Origin of the sequence: Streptomyces sp. NBC_00669, from assembly GCF_036226785.1 — a bacterium.
GTDB lineage: Bacteria > Actinomycetota > Actinomycetes > Streptomycetales > Streptomycetaceae > Actinacidiphila.
Genome location: NZ_CP109018.1, coordinates 964,354 through 978,274, shown reverse-complemented (window position 1 = coordinate 978,274; position 13,921 = coordinate 964,354). Strand labels below are relative to the sequence as shown.

The following is a 13,921-nucleotide window of genomic DNA, read 5'->3' as shown; positions in this document are numbered from 1 at the left end:
AGGGACGCTACGTCCCAATTTCGGCACGCTAAGCGACGACGCGCAGGAACTCCGCCAACGGGCGCAGGCCGGGCGGGTGGTGGGGGAGGGACCACAGGTCGCGGACGATGGCGACGGCCAGGGTGTGATGCTGCATCCACGGCGGCGTGACGCGGCGCAGCGACTCCAGGGTCTTGACGGCTCCGGCCGCGTCGCCGAGGTCGGTGTGGGCGCGGGCCACGTCGAGGAGCAGCCAGGTGCGCCAGGACGGGGGCGTCCGCGGAGTGGCCGTACTGGACGGCCAGGCGGACACGTTCGATCCGGACGGACGACGGGCTGAAGACGCTGACCATCCGATTGTCGCTTCCGGCGGGCAACTTGGCGACGCGGGCGGCCTCGTTCTCCGCCGCTTCCATCATGCTCGCCGCGCGCTCGTAGTCGCTGCTTCTCGCGGCAGACGTGGCGGCGTTCATAGTCAGTGCGCCCCAGACCTTGAGCCCGTCGGCGGTGCCCGTGTGACCGGTGTCCTTCATCGCGTCGGCGGCGCGAAGGGCGACGCTCAGGGCGTCGGCCAACCGGCCGTGCCGTTGATACGTCACGGCCACGGAGTTCACGATCATGGGCACGAGCAGGGGGTCCGCGGACCGTTTGGCCGCGTCGATCGCCCGCTCCAGACTGGTCAGCGCCAGGTCCGTCTTCCCCATGCGTACGGCGACGTGCCCGCCGAGCTGAAGTGCCTTGCCCCAGAGCGGCGAACCCGGCCGCCCAGTCGTCCGCTCCGCCGGTGACGGCGGCCGAGCGCGCGTCCGCGATCAGCTCGGGGAGCATCTTCATGACCGTGTCGAACTCGGCCGCGTGATAGTGCGTCCAGGCGTCGGCGATCTGCTCGCGCAGGCGGTCCAGGGAGAAGTCCGGTGCGACCGGGGGCGGTTGCGGGCCTCAGAGCGTCGGCATGATCGCGCGGCGCACGGCGACGAAGCGCGGACCGTCGTTCTCACCGGTCGCCGCGACCGCCGGCGGGTCCCCGAGCAACGTCGTCAGCTCCACGCCCAGGCCGTTGGCGAGCGCGTGCAACGTGGGCAGTCGCGCCGAGTGCTTGCGCCGCTGCTCCGACTGCCGGATGGCGTCCACCGACACGGCGGAACGCTCCGCCAGTTGCTCCTGCGTGAGATCGGCCAGCCGCCGCAAGCGCCGCAGCGTCCGTCCCAGGTCCTCGCTCGCCACACCCTGACGGTACGCCGACGGGCCCCGGGCCCACGTGTTGTCCGCGTTCGGCCGCCGCTCCGGGAAACCCGGGCGGATCGCTCACCGCTCGGGCGGGAACTCGCCCGAGCCGCGCTCGATCAACCGGACCGGGAGCTCGGTCCGGCTCGCCCCGTCCGTCGCGATCCCGTCCAACCGCCGGAACAACTGCTGCGCGGCCACCCGCCCGATGCCCGGCGCGTCCTGCGCCACCACCGTGATCGCCGGGTCCAGCACATCCGCCAGCTCGAAATCGTCGAACCCGACGAGCGCGATCCGCTCCGGCCGCCCCGCGAGTACGCGCACCGCGGTGACCGTCACCCGGTTGTTCCCGGCGAACAGCGCCGTCACCGGCTCCACCCCGTTCAGCATCGCGTCGAGCGCCGCCTCGACCCGCTCCGGCGTGGTCGGCCCCATCGCGTACCACTCGGGCCGTACGGTCAGCCCGGCCGCCGCCATCGCCTCGCGGTACCCCCGCAGCCGCTCACCCGCGGTGTGGATGCCGGGCTGGTCGCCGATGAACCCGATCCGCCGGTGGCCGTGCGCGATCAGGTGCGCGACGCCCTCCCGGGTGCCGCCCGCGTTGTCCGTGAGCACCACGTCCGCGTCCAGCCGCCCGGCCGGCCGGTCCACGAAGACCGTCGCGACCCCGGCCGCGATCTCCGGCAGGAGGTAGCGGTGGTCGTCCCCGGCCGGCACCACGACCAGCCCGTCCACCCGCCGCGCGCAGAACGCCAGCACGAGCTCCTGCTCCCTGCGCGGGTCCTCCGCGCTGGACCCGGTGAACAGCAGCGCGCCGTGCGAGCGCGCCACGTCCTCCACGGCCCGGCTGAGCGCCGCGTAGAAGGGGTCCGCGAGGTCCTCCAGCACCAGGCCGACGCTCGCCGTACGCCGGGTCCGCAGCAGTCGCGCGCTGTCGTTGCGCCGGAACCCCAGCGCGTCGATGGCGGCCTGAACGCGGGCGGCGGTATCAGGTGTCACGCCGGGTTCCTCGTTCACCACCCGCGACACCGTCTTGAGGCCGACGCCCGCCCGCGCGGCGACATCCTTCATCGTGGGCCGGGGGGTACGTCCTGGTGTTTGGGTCACGGTCGTAGTATTCCCTGCGACAAGAGATGGACAACGTTGTCACGATCAGGCGAGACTACCCTCGTCCGCACCCTTGTCGATACGGCCCCTACAACCCACGTAGTACGAACGCCCAGCGACCGAATATCTACGCTCCGCGCACATCCGACCGCCACAGAACGTACACAGAACGCACGAAGGGACAGACCGCAGTGGGGACCGAGTACCGACCGCGGTCCGCCGCTCGCCGACCACACGCACCACGCACCACGCCCCCGTTCACCCCCGCCACACACGCCCCCACGACCCCCCCACACTCACACGACGCATGACGAAGCGCCCACCGCGGGCACGACGCACGCACAACGCACAAGGAGACGCCGCAGCGATGCACCCTGACAGCGCGACCGGTCCGATCGTGGCCGCACTGGACATCGGCGGCACCAAGATCGCCGGGGCCCTCATCGACGCCGAGGGGCGGTTGCTGGCGCGCGCGCTGCGCCCGACGCCCGGCAGCGCGGACGGCGAGCGGGTGATGGCCGCGGTCGACGAGGTGCTCGCCGAACTGCGCGCCGCCCCGCACTGGCCCGGGGCCGTCGCGGTCGGCATCGGCAGCGCCGGTCCGGTGGACGCGGCGCAGGGCACCGTCAGCCCGGTCAACGTGCCCGGCTGGCGCGACTTCCCGCTCGTACCGCGGGTCTCGGCGGCGGCCGGCGGCCTGCCCGTCGTACTGACCGGCGACGGTGTCGCGATGACCGCCGCCGAGCACTGGCAGGGCGCGGCCCGCGGCTACGACAACGCGCTGTGCATGGTGGTGTCCACCGGTGTCGGCGGCGGTCTGGTGCTCGGCGGTGCCCTCCTGCCCGGGCCGACCGGCAACGCCGGGCACATCGGGCACATCAGCGTGGACCTCGACGGCGACCCGTGCCCGTGCGGGTCGCGCGGCTGCGTGGAGCGGATCGCCAGCGGCCCCAACATCGCCCGGCGCGCGGTCGAGGAGGGCTGGCTCCCGCCGGCCGGCGCGCAGCCGACCGCCGCCGCGGTCGCCGCGTCCGCCCGCCAGGGCGATCCGGTCGCCCTGGCGTCGTTCGACCGCGCCGCCCAGGCCCTCGCCGCCGCCATCGCGGCGACCGCCACGCTCGTCGAGATCCACGTCGCCGTGATCGGCGGCGGTGTCTCGGCGGCCGGGCCGCTGCTCTTCGACCCGCTGCGCGTGCACCTGTCCCGCTACGCCACGCTGTCCTTCGCGGCGGGTGTCGACGTGGTGCCCGCGAAGCTCGGCACCGACGCGGGGCTGGTCGGGGCCGCCGCGGCCGCCGCGCAGGCGCTTCAGCTCTTCCCCACCACCGCGTAGGCTCCGTCCCGGACTTCAAGTCCCGGACTTCAAGTCCCGGACTTCAAGTCCCGGACTTCGGTCCCGGATTGCGGTCCGGGCGTCGGTTCCGGACTTCACGGGAGGGCGTCGTGGACGGGTGTCATGGCCGGGCGTGAGGCGGTCGTCGCGGTCCTGCCACGGGCCGGGCGGGTGCTGGTGATCCGACGGGGGCCCGGCGCCCGTATGCCCGGCTACTGGGCGCCGCCGAGCGGCACGCTCGAACCGGGTGAGAGCCAGCAGGACGCGCTCGTCCGCGAGATGCGCGAGGAGGTCGGCCTCACGGTCGCCCCGGCCGCGAAGGTCTGGGAGTCGCGGGCCGCGGACGGCGTGTTCCTGCTGCACTGGTGGACCGCCCGCGTCGATGACGGTGAGGTCGTCCCCGACCCTCGCGAGGTCGCCGAGGTCCGCTGGGTGACGCCGCGCGAGTTCCTCACCCTCACCCCGGTCTTCCCCGGCGATCGCGAGTTCTTCGGCCACGTCCTCCCGTCCGTCCGCACTCCCTGACCGGGGAGGCGACCCGCGAGCCGACCGTATGCGCCGACCGTACGCGCCGACCCGCGTGCGGCGGCCAGGACGCGGGCGTCGCCGGCGCGGGGCGAGGATACGGACCCGGCATACTGTTTCCCCGCCACTGCGGAGAACCGGTCGCAGGCGATGACACGGCAAGACAGCAGGGGGGCCGATGGAGGACGACGAGAAGTACGCACTCTCCGCCTATCAGGTATTGCGGACCGTGGGTAAGGCGGCGGTGGCCGACCTGCCCGCCGAGACGGGACTCGACCTCGATCAGGTGGAGCGCGGCATACGGCAGTTGCGCCGGCTGGGCCTGGTGCGTGACGTGGAGGAGATGATCGAGCCGGTCGATGCCAACGCGGCGCTGCTCGGGAAGGCGCAGGCCCACCAGGCGACTGCCGCGGCGCACGCGGCGAGCGTCAGTGATCTGGAGCAGCTCGCGCACGTGCTGCTGACGCTCTATCAACCTCCCCTTTCGCCGGACACGCTCCAAGCCGAGGTGGAGCTGATCACCGATCCGAAGCAGAAGGACCGCAGGTTGCAGGAGCTTGCGACCGCGATCAAGGTGAGTTGTGACGCGTTGCACCCCGGCGCCATGCCGTCGATGGAGGTGCTCAACCGCTCGCTGGCCCAGGACAGGGCGCTCGTCGCACGGGGGGTGCGGTGCCGGGCGATCTACCGGCAGGCGCTGCTCGAGACTCCCAAGCACGCGCGCTATCTGCACGACCTCGCGCAGGCCGGCGTCGAGGTCCGGCTGATCGACCACGCGGTCTACGACCTGCTCGTGCTCGACGGCCTGATCGCCTTCAACCCGGCCGCCGCGGGCACGGGTTCGCGGGCCGTGATCCTGCTGCACGGCTCGGCCCTGGTCAGCGCCCAGGTGGCGCTCTACGAGGACTACTGGCTGCGTGCGGTGCCCTACCATCGGGCGGTCGCCCAGTCCGAGCGGACCGCGCTCAGTGCCCAGGAGCGGGTGGTCGTACGGCTCATGGCCAGCGGTCTCAGCGACGACCAGATCGCCCGCAAGCTCGGTGTGCACCGCCGGACCGTGCAGCGCGCGGTGGCCAAGCTCATGGAGCGGCTGAACGCGACCAGCCGCTTCGAGGCCGGTCTGAAACTGGCCCGCGTCATGGGCGCCGACGGGGACTCGGTGGGGCTGGCGCCGAGCCACACCGTGCCGTCGCCGCGGCCCGCGCGGCCGGTGCCTCCGCGCGTCTCCTGAGCGGTTTCCGCCCGCGCCGGTCGTGCCTGAGGGCGGCTGGCCCACGGCGACCTCGGTGCTGGTGCACTACATCCTCGGCGCCACCGGCCGGAACGCCGCGAACACCGCGAGCGCCCGCACGTTCGGGCCCGCCATGGACCGCGCCACGTTCCCCGACAGCGTGGCGAAGGCGTGGGGGCGCTGGACCCGGAGAAGTATCCGCTCACCCGGACCGGTCGCGGATCAACCGCGCGAGCACGATGACGGCGAGCAGTTCCCGGCCGGGGTCGATCTCGTCCTCGCCGGTGTCGGGCCGACCGCCTCGCGCCGACCGGGCGGCCCCGGCCGTGTGTCACGAGCCGCCGGGTGCGTACGGAAGGTCGCTGACGTTCAGTCGCTGACGTTCATGGGACAGGCGTTCACACGGCGGGAGTTCACAGGGGCGGGAGTTCACGCGGCGGGCGTTCACGGGGCGGGCGTTCACGGGGCGGGCGTGAAGAGTTTCCAGTTCCCCTCGGAGACGACGTCCACGGCGCCGCCGGCCACCTTGACGGCGGTGGCGTCGTCGATCGCGTACGCCGGCCCCCCGACCTCGGCCGCCCAACTCTCCGCCGCGGCCATGGTGTTCTCCGGCATGTCCGGGTGGTTCAGGTGCGGGAAGATCGAGAAGTCGACCAACCCGAGCGTGCGGTCGTCACCGGTGGGCGGCATCCAGTCGTCCAAGTCCCGCACGACGCGGGGGGTCAGCACCAGGCTCCCGGCGCTGATTCCCACGTAGACCGTCTCGGGCAGCGACGGCAGGAGGTCGGCCAGCCCGGACTCCCGCATCCAGTGGCTCAGGTACAGGGTGTCGCCGCCGTTCACCAGCAGGACGTCGGCCGCTCGGACCCACTGCACCCAGCGCTCCCGGTCGATGCTGGGCAGCGCGGTGAGCTCCAGCACCCCCACGGACTTCCACCCCAGATCGGCCCCGCGGAGGAAGCGCCAGGGCCCGACCGGGCCGAAGGAACTCCCGTACCCCGCGGTGGGGATGCACAGGGCGTGGGCCTCGGCGACCGGTTTGCCCAGGAGGTCGACCAGCGCGTCCCGGATGCTCTGGTTGGTGATGCCGGCGGAAGTGAGAAGAAGCCGCACGATGTCCGCCCCCAATTGGCTGCACAACGGAAGTGGCCGACACCGTACCGCCCCGCCGGACCTCGATGGGCCAGGTCCGGGGCGGCTGAGGCGGCCGCGTCCGAGGCCGTCGCCGGATTGCGTCCCACCGGCCCTCCTCCCGCGGTCCGGGGCACGTGGTCGTTCAGCCGCCGAGCGCGCTCAAGGGGTCGTCCAGGACCGGCTGCCAGGCGAGTTCGGCGGCGCCGACGAGGCTGTTGTGGTTCAGCGCGCACGCCAGCAGCGGCACGCTTCCGCTGCGCCCCCACAGGCTGCGGTCGGCGACGACCGCGCGCAGCCGGTCGGGGTCGGCATCCAGCAGGTGGCCGTGCAGGCCGCCGAGCAGGATGCGGTCGGGGTTGAGCACGTTGACGAGTCCGGCCAGGCCGGTGCCGAGCCGGTCGATGAGGATATGGGCGGCGCGGCGAACGGACGGGTCGTCGTACTCGGTGCGCAGCAGGTCGCGGGACTGCTCCAGCAGCGAGATCTCCGGGCCCGCCGGGCGTCCGGCGGCCTCGATGAAGGCGAGCGGGTCGGCCTCCACGTCGAGGCAGCCGCGAGAGCCGCAGTGGCAGGGCCGCCCGTCCGGTCGGACGGTCAGGTGGCCGACCTCCAGGGCCAGCCCCGCGCTGCCGGTGTGCAGGCGGCCGTCGAGCACGAGGGCGCCGCCGACCCCGCGGTGGCCCGAGGCGACCACCAGCAGGTGCTGGGCGTCGCGGCCGGCCCCGTGGCGGTGTTCGGCGAGCGCGGCCACGTTGACGTCGTTGCCCACGAAGCAGGGCACCGGGCGCCCGCCGGGACCGGTGATACCGGCCTTGGCCACCTGCTCGGTGAACACCCGCAGCACGGGCGCGCCGGCCGGCCAGGCCAGGTGCAGCGGGTTGAGCGCGGCGCCCTCGGGCTCGGCGACCGCGGACGGCACCGCGAGCCCGGCGCCGACGCACTCCCGCCCGTGGGCGCGCAGCAGCTCCGCGCCGGCCGCCACCACCTCGCCGAGCACGTGCGCGGGGTCGGCCGGAACCGTCATGCAGCCGGGCGCGGTCGCCACCGTCTCACCGCCGAGGCCGACCAGCGCGGCGCGGAAGCCGTCGGCGTGCACCTGCGCGGCGAGTGCGACCGGTCCTTCGGGGGCCACCTCCAGCCGGTGGGAGGGGCGGCCCTGCGCGCCGGAGGGCCCGGTCGGCCGGGTGTCGACCCGGATCAGACCGAGCGCCTCGAGTTCGGCCGCCACCGCCCCGGCGGTCGCACGGGTCACGCCCAGTTCCGCGGTGAGCAGGGCGCGGGTCGGCGCGCGGCCGGTGTGTACCAGGCCGAGCGCTGGACCGAGCGCGCCTCGGCCGCGCTCAAGCCTTGTCCGAATCTGTGTCACCACTCTATTCTCACTTTGTGCCGACGCTGAACAAAATAGGGACGGCGCTGTCCCGATCCCACCACACATTCGCCCCCGACCCGGCCCTGCGCGCGCTGCGCGTCGCGTTGACGGTCTTCTTCGCCGTGGACGGGTTCCTGTTCGCCGGGTGGGTGGTGCGCATCCCCGCCATCAAGGCCCAGGTCGGCGCGTCCGCAGGGCAGTTGGGGCTCGCGCTGCTGGGCGTTTCGGTCGGGGCGATCGCCACGATGGTGCTCACCGGCCGGCTGTGCCGTGTCTTCGGCAACGAGCGGGTGACCGTCGTGACCGCGGCCATGCTGGCGGTCAGCGTGGCCCTGCCGCCGCGTACCCATTCGGCCCTCGCCCTCGGCCTGGTGCTGCTGTTCTTCGGCGCGTCCTACGGCGGCCTCAACGTCGCGATGAACAGCGTCGCCGTCGACCTGGTCGCCGCGCTGCGCCGCCCGGTGATGTCCAGTTTCCACGCTGCCTACAGCATGGGCGGTCTGCTCGGCGCGGGTATCGGCGGGCTGCTGGCGTCGCACCTGTCGCCCGCCACCCATCTGATGCTGCTCACGCCGATCGGCCTGTTGACGGTGCTGTTCGCGGGGCGGGTGCTGGTGGCGCATCCGCTCAGCCACGGGGGCGGACGGGGCGCCGCGGCGCGGGAGAGTTCTGCGGGTGCGGGTGCGGGTGCCGAGGCCGGAACAGGCGCCGAGGCCGGTGCTGGGGCCGGGGTCGACCCGGAGCGTACGACGCCGGCGCCGGACGGGACGGCGCCCGCCGGAGAGGCACTCGCCGGGAAGGCACTCGCCGGGAAGGCGCCGGCCGGGAAGCGGGGAACCGCCGGCCACCGTACGACCCTGCTGGTCGCCGTGTTCGGCCTGATCGCGGGCTGCTCGGCGTACGGCGAGGGCGCGCTCGCCGAATGGGGCGCGCTGCACATCCAGCAGGACCTGCACAACGGTCCCGGGATCGCGGCGGCCGGCTACGCCTGCGTCACCTCGGCGATGACCATCGGGCGGCTGACCGGCGCCGCGCTGATCACCCGGCTCGGGCAGAGCCGCGCGCTGGTGTTCGGCGGGTTGACCGCGTGCGGCGGGATGCTGCTGGGCGCGCTCGCGCCGTTCACCGCGCTGGTGATGGTCGGCTTCGCGCTGACCGGCCTCGGCCTGGCGAACCTCTTCCCGACCGCCATCGCGCGCGCCGGCGCGCTGACCGGTCCGAGCGGAGTGGCCGCCGCCTCCACGCTCGGCTACGGCGGGATGCTGCTCGGCCCGCCCGCGATCGGCTTCCTCACCGACGCGGTCGGCCTGCCCACCGCGCTGACCACGGTCTCCGCGCTCGCCGCCGTCGCCGCGGTGATCGCCTGGTCGGTACGGCACACCTCGCCGCCCCGGTCGGCTTGACGTACATCACAGGCGCGCGAACGGCGTCGAGGAGGCATGCTGGTGGCCCCGCGGAACGTCGCGGTGGCGTACGGCCGTTGCGGCCTGTCGCCGCCGCTACGAGCCCGCAGGTGCCCCCGCGCGGGGGCACCGTACGCACCGCAGGAGGAGCCGATGCGCATGCCGCCCTGGGCCGGCCGTACCGCCCGTACCGTTCGTGCCGGCCGTACCGCCCGTGCCGTCCGTACGGTTCGTGCCGCTCGTGTCGTGGCCGGTGAGCGGGCGGCGCGGATCTATCTGGGCGTGGTCGCGGTGTGCCTGCTGCTGACGCTGCTGCAGACCGCGATCGCGGGCGGCCCGGCGCTGTCGTTCAGCGGGGTGCTGCTCGAACTGGCGACGCTGCCCTGGACACCGGCGCTGTGGCGGCTGTTCGCGGCCGTCGGAGGGCTGGACGTGTCGTCGGCCGCGAGCGGGTGGACCGGCTGGACGTTGACCGTGGTCGCCGCGATCGTCGCGGCGGCCCTGGACGCCGTGCTGATCGGGTACGGGGTGCGCGCCGCCCGGCGCCGTGTCGCCGCACGTTGACCGGCGCCGCCGACCCGGCACAATTCCCCTATGGAGACTGCCGAGTTCATCGAGACGCTGCGCCGCGAGGGACCCCTGCTGGCCGACGCCGCACAGCGCGCGGGGCTGGACGCGCCCGTGCCCACCTGCCCGAAGTGGCAGGTCCGCGACCTGCTGCGGCACACCGGGTCGGTGCACCGCTGGGCGGCCGGGTTCGTCGCCGAGGGGCGTACCGAGCCCGCCCAACTCGACGACACGGCGCCGAGCGGCACGGGGAGCGACGGCACCGGCTCCGACGGCGGCGAACTCGTCGACTGGTACCGGCTCTCGCACGCCCGGCTGGTGGAGGTGCTGGAGGACGCCCCGGCGGACCTGGTCTGCTGGACCTTCATGCCCGCGCCCTCGCCGCTGGAGTTCTGGGTCCGCCGCCAGGCACACGAGACCACCGTCCACCGCGTCGACGCCCAGGCCGCCGCCGGCCTGGCCCCGTCAGCGGTGGACCCCGCCTTCGCCGCGGACGGCGTGGACGAACTCATGCTCCGGTTCGAGGGCAAGGGCCGTAACCGGGCGCGCAGCCCGCAGCCGCGCACGCTGCGGGTGCGTACCGAGGACGTGGCGGGGGACAGCGGCTGGACCCTGCACTTCACACCGGACCCGCCGCGCTGGGAGCGAGGCGGTGCGGACGGCGGCGCCGACTGCGAAGTGAGCGCACCGGCCGCTGAGTTGTACCTGGCGCTGTGGAACCGGCTGCCCCACGACCACTTGTCGCTGCGCGGCGACCGCGACGTCATGGACCTCTGGCTGTCCTCCGGCGCCGCGTCCTGACGAGCGCGTGACCCGATCCTCCGTCCGCTCAGGGATTCGGTCGCACCGAAGCGGCCTGTGGCGCCCTCACAACGTGGGTGCCTCAGGGCACCGCAACCGCCGGAACTCGGGCGATGGCCGGGTGCGCGAGGAAGGTATCGGCATCGCGCTGAACGGCTGTCCAGCGGACGCAAGCTACGGCTGATTCGGGTAGGGGAGTACGCGTGTCATAGCGCGGGTTCCGGTACCCGGCCGTGCTCGCCCTGGAAGCCCCCGTTTCCAGCGCCCTGGGCGCCAGGCGGACCAGCGTCGTCTACGCGCGCGTCGTGGACAGGCCGAACGGGTAGGAGGACGCACTCCTTCGGCAGGCCCTAGGTCTTTTCGATCACTCGCCGCGGCTCCACGCGTCGACCGTTGCAGCGGCCCAAGACCCGACGCGTTCCGTGAACTTTGCGGAGGGGAAAGTTCCGTCGACGGCGACGTCTTCGATCGTGACGGCGAAACGAGATGGCGGCGTGTCCCGGTGCGGCAGCGCCCCGTCCAGCGCGACTCGGGAAGGCCGGCCCTTCACACAATGGGAGTTGCCACGACGAGCTTGGCCAACGAGCTGGTTCGCTTCGTCGAGGCCGCCGTCGATGTATGCGCGCAGGAGCGCCCAAGCCATCGCGCCGTCGTCGGTGGGTAGCCGGCTGGGGTGTTGGAGCAGGAAGCAAGCGACGGAGACGCCGTGCAGCGGCCCCCACGGTGCCCGCCGCGAATGGTCCAATGCGAGCAAGGCGTGGAATAGCTCCTCACAGGACCGCGGGTTCATCGGCGCACCGCACTCCGTGCAGGGCTCCATGCCTTCTCCTTCGTTCGCACGCGAGGCTGGGCACCGTTCAATGTTCTGGCGATCACGCCAAACCATCGAGGCTTCGCGGCTGGAAACAATCCACGTCGTGAGTACGTGCTCTCTGTCGGCACCGTGACCGTCAACGGTTCGTTCATGGAGCTTCGTCGGCTGGTCCTCCATGGAGCCCGCCGTCAGCCCGGTCGAACCGGTCAGTCCGGGTTGCGGCCGACGGCCAGGAGGTGGGAGCTGGCGGCGAGGAGTTCGGGGTAGGGCTCGGCCAGGCGGGCGGCGGTCAGGGCGGATCGGAAGAGTTCCTCGCTCGGCGGGGCGCCCGTACTCTGCTCGACGGCCTTGAGCAGCGACCAGGTGGGGCCCTCGATGCCGAACACCTCGACCTCCCGCAGTCCCGCGGCCCTCACTTCCGCGGCGAGCTCTTCCGCCCGGTGGAAGTAGGAGACGGTGAAGCCGCGCCGGCCGTCGTAGGTGGCGGTGGCGAGGATGTCCGTGATCGAGTCCCGCAGGCGTTCGTGGTGCAGGTGCGCCAGGGCGGTGTGTTCGAAGACGGACGAGTAGCGGTTGATCGCCGCCGCTGCCACGAGGCCCCCGGGCCGGGCCACGCGGGCGGCCTCGCGCAGCGCTCGCAGGCGGTCCTCGCGCTCGGGCAGGTGGTACAGCGGACCGAGCAGCGCCACGACGTCGTACGAGGAGTCCTGCGCGTCGAGGCCGCGGGCGTCCCCGAGTTCCGCCGGGCAGATGTCGCGTGCCTGCTCCACGTGGCGTGCGACCGGGTCGACGAGCCGCACCTCGTATCCGTCCGCCACCAGCCAGCGGGCGTGGGCGCCGGTCCCGCCACCGACATCCAGCACGCGTGCGGGTGCCTCCGGCAGGAAGCGCCGCAACAGCTCCTGCGTGCGCAGCAGTTCCAGTCTTCCGTCAGCCGAAGACGTCAATCGGCTCCCTTCGTCGAAGAGGCTGGTGTAAAAGGTGGTGACCTCGGGTGCCAGTTCGGGGGACGCCATCCCGCCAGTATCCGGCACCGGAGACGCGACGCCGTGCTGATCCCGTCGCCGTTCATCCTCGGCGACGGCAGCGCGGGGCACGGCAGTTGACGCCGTACCGCGTACGGGGGCGCGGCCGCGCCCGTCAGCCGGCATCTGCGGGCGACAGGCCTTCGGTGCCGTGCATGTGGTGGAGCAGGAGGAGCGCGGCCACCGCGTTCGCCGATCTGATCTCGCCCCGCTGGACGAGCATGGGTACGGACGCGAGCGGCACCCATTCCCGTCGCTCCGACTCGAAGTCGTCCTCGGGGTGCCCGACGTACTCGGCGGTGGTGGACCAGTAGACGTGGTGGCGGCCGTCGGCGAGGCCGTTGGAGGGCTCAACGGTCATGAGGTGCTTGAGGGGGCCGGGGCGCCATCCGGTTTCCTCCAGCATCTCGCGGGCGGCGGCTGCTTCGACGTCCTCGCCGTGTTCGACGACCCCGGCGGCGAGTTCCCAGCCCCAGGTGTCGGTGATGAAGCGGTGCCGTCACAGCAGCAGTGCCTCGCCGGCTTCGTTGACGGTGGTGGCGAGCGCGACGGGGCGCTGGCGGATCAGGTAGTGGTCGAGGTGGCGGCCGTCGGGGAGTTCGACGTCGGCGAGGTTGAGAGTGAGCCAGGGATTCTCGTAGACCGTCTTCTCGCCGTGGTTCTTCCACACCGACACGTACGCGCTCCGTCCATGGTTGGCTGCCCGGTGCCCGGGACGGTACCGGACCGGGCTGGTCACTGGGGCAGGGAGAGTGAGGCGGCCGCCTCACTCCGCCGAGCCCCAGCGGACCTCAGTGGACAAGGAACGCCACGTGCCCGTCACCCCAGCGGCCGACAACCGTACGTTCGCCGCCACCACCGACCAACCGTCCCTCGCGTCGTCCGCAAGCGCCCGTACCTGGACCATCACCACCGACACCGGATTCAGCATCAGCGGCCACCTCCCGCCGTGGGCCACCGACGACCCCAGCGAGCACCAACTCCCCGTCGACCGGCTCGGCATCGCGCTCAGCGACATCAACCACCACCAGGACGTCTGCGGCCACGCCTTGCCCCTGCGTACACCCGACGGCTCCGACGAGCCGGGCCACGACACCGACCCGGTGCCGGTCTTCAGCGGCAGCATCGACTGCGACCCCTACGCCACCGAACCCGAACCACGCATCCCCGTCTTCAACTTCCGCCTCGTCGACGACTACCGCATGGAAGCCCTCGGACCGGAAGGCATCACCGAACTGGCCGCGGCATTCCGAGCTCACGCCGAGGTGCTGGACACCCACGTACGACACGCACTCATCGAAGCGCGCGGCGACTGGGCCCGCCAGCACACCAACCGGCCCGCGTAAGCGCAGCTCAAGGGTCCGCCCACCGGAGGGGAGCGGCGCTCGACGAAGCGCGAGGGGCCGCGG

At 72.9% G+C, this 13,921-nt stretch carries 12 protein-coding genes and 2 pseudogenes; 7 read left to right on the top strand and 7 right to left on the bottom strand.

The window, feature by feature from the left end; genetic code table 11:
* Positions 1-28 precede the first annotated feature (28 nt).
* Both OG896_RS04030 and OG896_RS04025 read right to left on the bottom strand, forming a co-directional pair.
* A pseudogene (locus tag OG896_RS04030) lies at positions 29-1,203 on the bottom strand (helix-turn-helix domain-containing protein).
* 81 nt (positions 1,204-1,284) lie between these two features.
* Positions 1,285-2,274, bottom strand: a complete 990-nt coding sequence (locus OG896_RS04025; RefSeq protein WP_329362423.1) for a LacI family DNA-binding transcriptional regulator — start codon at positions 2,272-2,274, stop codon at positions 1,285-1,287.
* A 403-nt stretch (positions 2,275-2,677) separates the two neighbouring features.
* On the opposite strand from OG896_RS04025, the gene OG896_RS04020 reads away from it, so the two are divergent.
* The 3 genes from OG896_RS04020 (at position 2,678) to OG896_RS04010 (ending at position 5,399) form a co-directional block, all read left to right on the top strand.
* On the top strand, positions 2,678-3,643 hold the full coding sequence (locus OG896_RS04020; RefSeq protein WP_329362421.1) for an ROK family protein: 966 nt from the start codon (positions 2,678-2,680) through the stop codon (positions 3,641-3,643).
* A gap of 123 nt (positions 3,644-3,766) precedes the next feature.
* On the top strand, positions 3,767-4,168 hold the full coding sequence (locus tag OG896_RS04015; protein ID WP_329362419.1) for an NUDIX domain-containing protein: 402 nt from the start codon (positions 3,767-3,769) through the stop codon (positions 4,166-4,168).
* 178 nt (positions 4,169-4,346) lie between these two features.
* A complete protein-coding gene (locus OG896_RS04010; RefSeq protein WP_329362417.1) occupies positions 4,347-5,399 on the top strand; it encodes a helix-turn-helix transcriptional regulator in 1,053 nt (350 codons plus the stop codon).
* Positions 5,400-5,858: 459 nt separating this feature from the next.
* Here the strand turns inward: OG896_RS04010 and OG896_RS04005 are convergent, their stop codons facing one another.
* Together OG896_RS04005 and OG896_RS04000 are read right to left on the bottom strand one after the other, a co-directional pair.
* Complete coding sequence (locus OG896_RS04005) at positions 5,859-6,512, bottom strand: Type 1 glutamine amidotransferase-like domain-containing protein (protein ID WP_329362415.1); 654 nt, start codon at positions 6,510-6,512, stop codon at positions 5,859-5,861.
* Positions 6,513-6,675: 163 nt separating this feature from the next.
* Entirely contained in the window at positions 6,676-7,899 is a 1,224-nt protein-coding gene (locus OG896_RS04000; protein WP_329362413.1) for an ROK family protein, read from the bottom strand.
* A 17-nt stretch (positions 7,900-7,916) separates the two neighbouring features.
* Here OG896_RS04000 and OG896_RS03995 point away from each other — a divergent pair, with 17 nt between their 5' ends.
* From OG896_RS03995 to OG896_RS03985, 3 genes are all read left to right on the top strand, one after another.
* Positions 7,917-9,305: an MFS transporter gene (locus tag OG896_RS03995; RefSeq protein ID WP_329362410.1), complete on the top strand. Its 1,389-nt coding sequence runs from the start codon at positions 7,917-7,919 to the stop codon at positions 9,303-9,305.
* A gap of 153 nt (positions 9,306-9,458) precedes the next feature.
* The gene (locus OG896_RS03990; RefSeq protein ID WP_329362408.1) at positions 9,459-9,869 is read left to right on the top strand and encodes an SCO4225 family membrane protein; all 411 of its coding nucleotides are present in this window, start codon (positions 9,459-9,461) and stop codon (positions 9,867-9,869) included.
* 30 nt (positions 9,870-9,899) lie between these two features.
* Positions 9,900-10,673 (top strand): maleylpyruvate isomerase family mycothiol-dependent enzyme, encoded by a 774-nt coding sequence (locus tag OG896_RS03985; RefSeq protein ID WP_329362406.1) that lies wholly within the window; start codon positions 9,900-9,902, stop codon positions 10,671-10,673.
* 364 nt (positions 10,674-11,037) lie between these two features.
* Here the strand turns inward: OG896_RS03985 and OG896_RS03980 are convergent, their stop codons facing one another.
* The 3 genes and pseudogenes from OG896_RS03980 to OG896_RS03970 form a co-directional block, all read right to left on the bottom strand.
* Positions 11,038-11,664: a DUF5946 family protein gene (locus OG896_RS03980; RefSeq protein ID WP_329362404.1), complete on the bottom strand. Its 627-nt coding sequence runs from the start codon at positions 11,662-11,664 to the stop codon at positions 11,038-11,040.
* A 29-nt stretch (positions 11,665-11,693) separates the two neighbouring features.
* Positions 11,694-12,503, bottom strand: a complete 810-nt coding sequence (locus OG896_RS03975) for a class I SAM-dependent methyltransferase (RefSeq protein WP_329362402.1) — start codon at positions 12,501-12,503, stop codon at positions 11,694-11,696.
* Between the two features lie 124 nt (positions 12,504-12,627).
* Positions 12,628-13,188, bottom strand: a pseudogene (locus tag OG896_RS03970) (NUDIX hydrolase).
* Between the two features lie 136 nt (positions 13,189-13,324).
* Between OG896_RS03970 and OG896_RS03965 the strand changes: the two are divergent.
* Positions 13,325-13,858: a DUF6907 domain-containing protein gene (locus tag OG896_RS03965; protein ID WP_329362400.1), complete on the top strand. Its 534-nt coding sequence runs from the start codon at positions 13,325-13,327 to the stop codon at positions 13,856-13,858.
* Positions 13,859-13,921: the final 63 nt, after the last annotated feature.

Excerpts from the sequence above, each read along its gene's own strand:
- OG896_RS04025 (WP_329362423.1), bottom strand. The coding sequence starts at position 2,274 with ATGAAGGATGTCGCCGCGCGGGCGGGCGTCGGCCTCAAGACGGTGTCG.
- OG896_RS04020 (WP_329362421.1), top strand. The coding sequence starts at position 2,678 with ATGCACCCTGACAGCGCGACCGGTCCGATCGTGGCCGCACTGGACATC.
- OG896_RS04015 (WP_329362419.1), top strand. The coding sequence starts at position 3,767 with ATGGCCGGGCGTGAGGCGGTCGTCGCGGTCCTGCCACGGGCCGGGCGG.
- OG896_RS04010 (WP_329362417.1), top strand. The coding sequence starts at position 4,347 with ATGGAGGACGACGAGAAGTACGCACTCTCCGCCTATCAGGTATTGCGG.
- OG896_RS03990 (WP_329362408.1), top strand. The coding sequence starts at position 9,459 with ATGCGCATGCCGCCCTGGGCCGGCCGTACCGCCCGTACCGTTCGTGCC.
- OG896_RS03985 (WP_329362406.1), top strand. The coding sequence starts at position 9,900 with ATGGAGACTGCCGAGTTCATCGAGACGCTGCGCCGCGAGGGACCCCTG.
- OG896_RS03980 (WP_329362404.1), bottom strand. The coding sequence starts at position 11,664 with ATGGAGGACCAGCCGACGAAGCTCCATGAACGAACCGTTGACGGTCAC.
- OG896_RS03975 (WP_329362402.1), bottom strand. The coding sequence starts at position 12,503 with ATGGCGTCCCCCGAACTGGCACCCGAGGTCACCACCTTTTACACCAGC.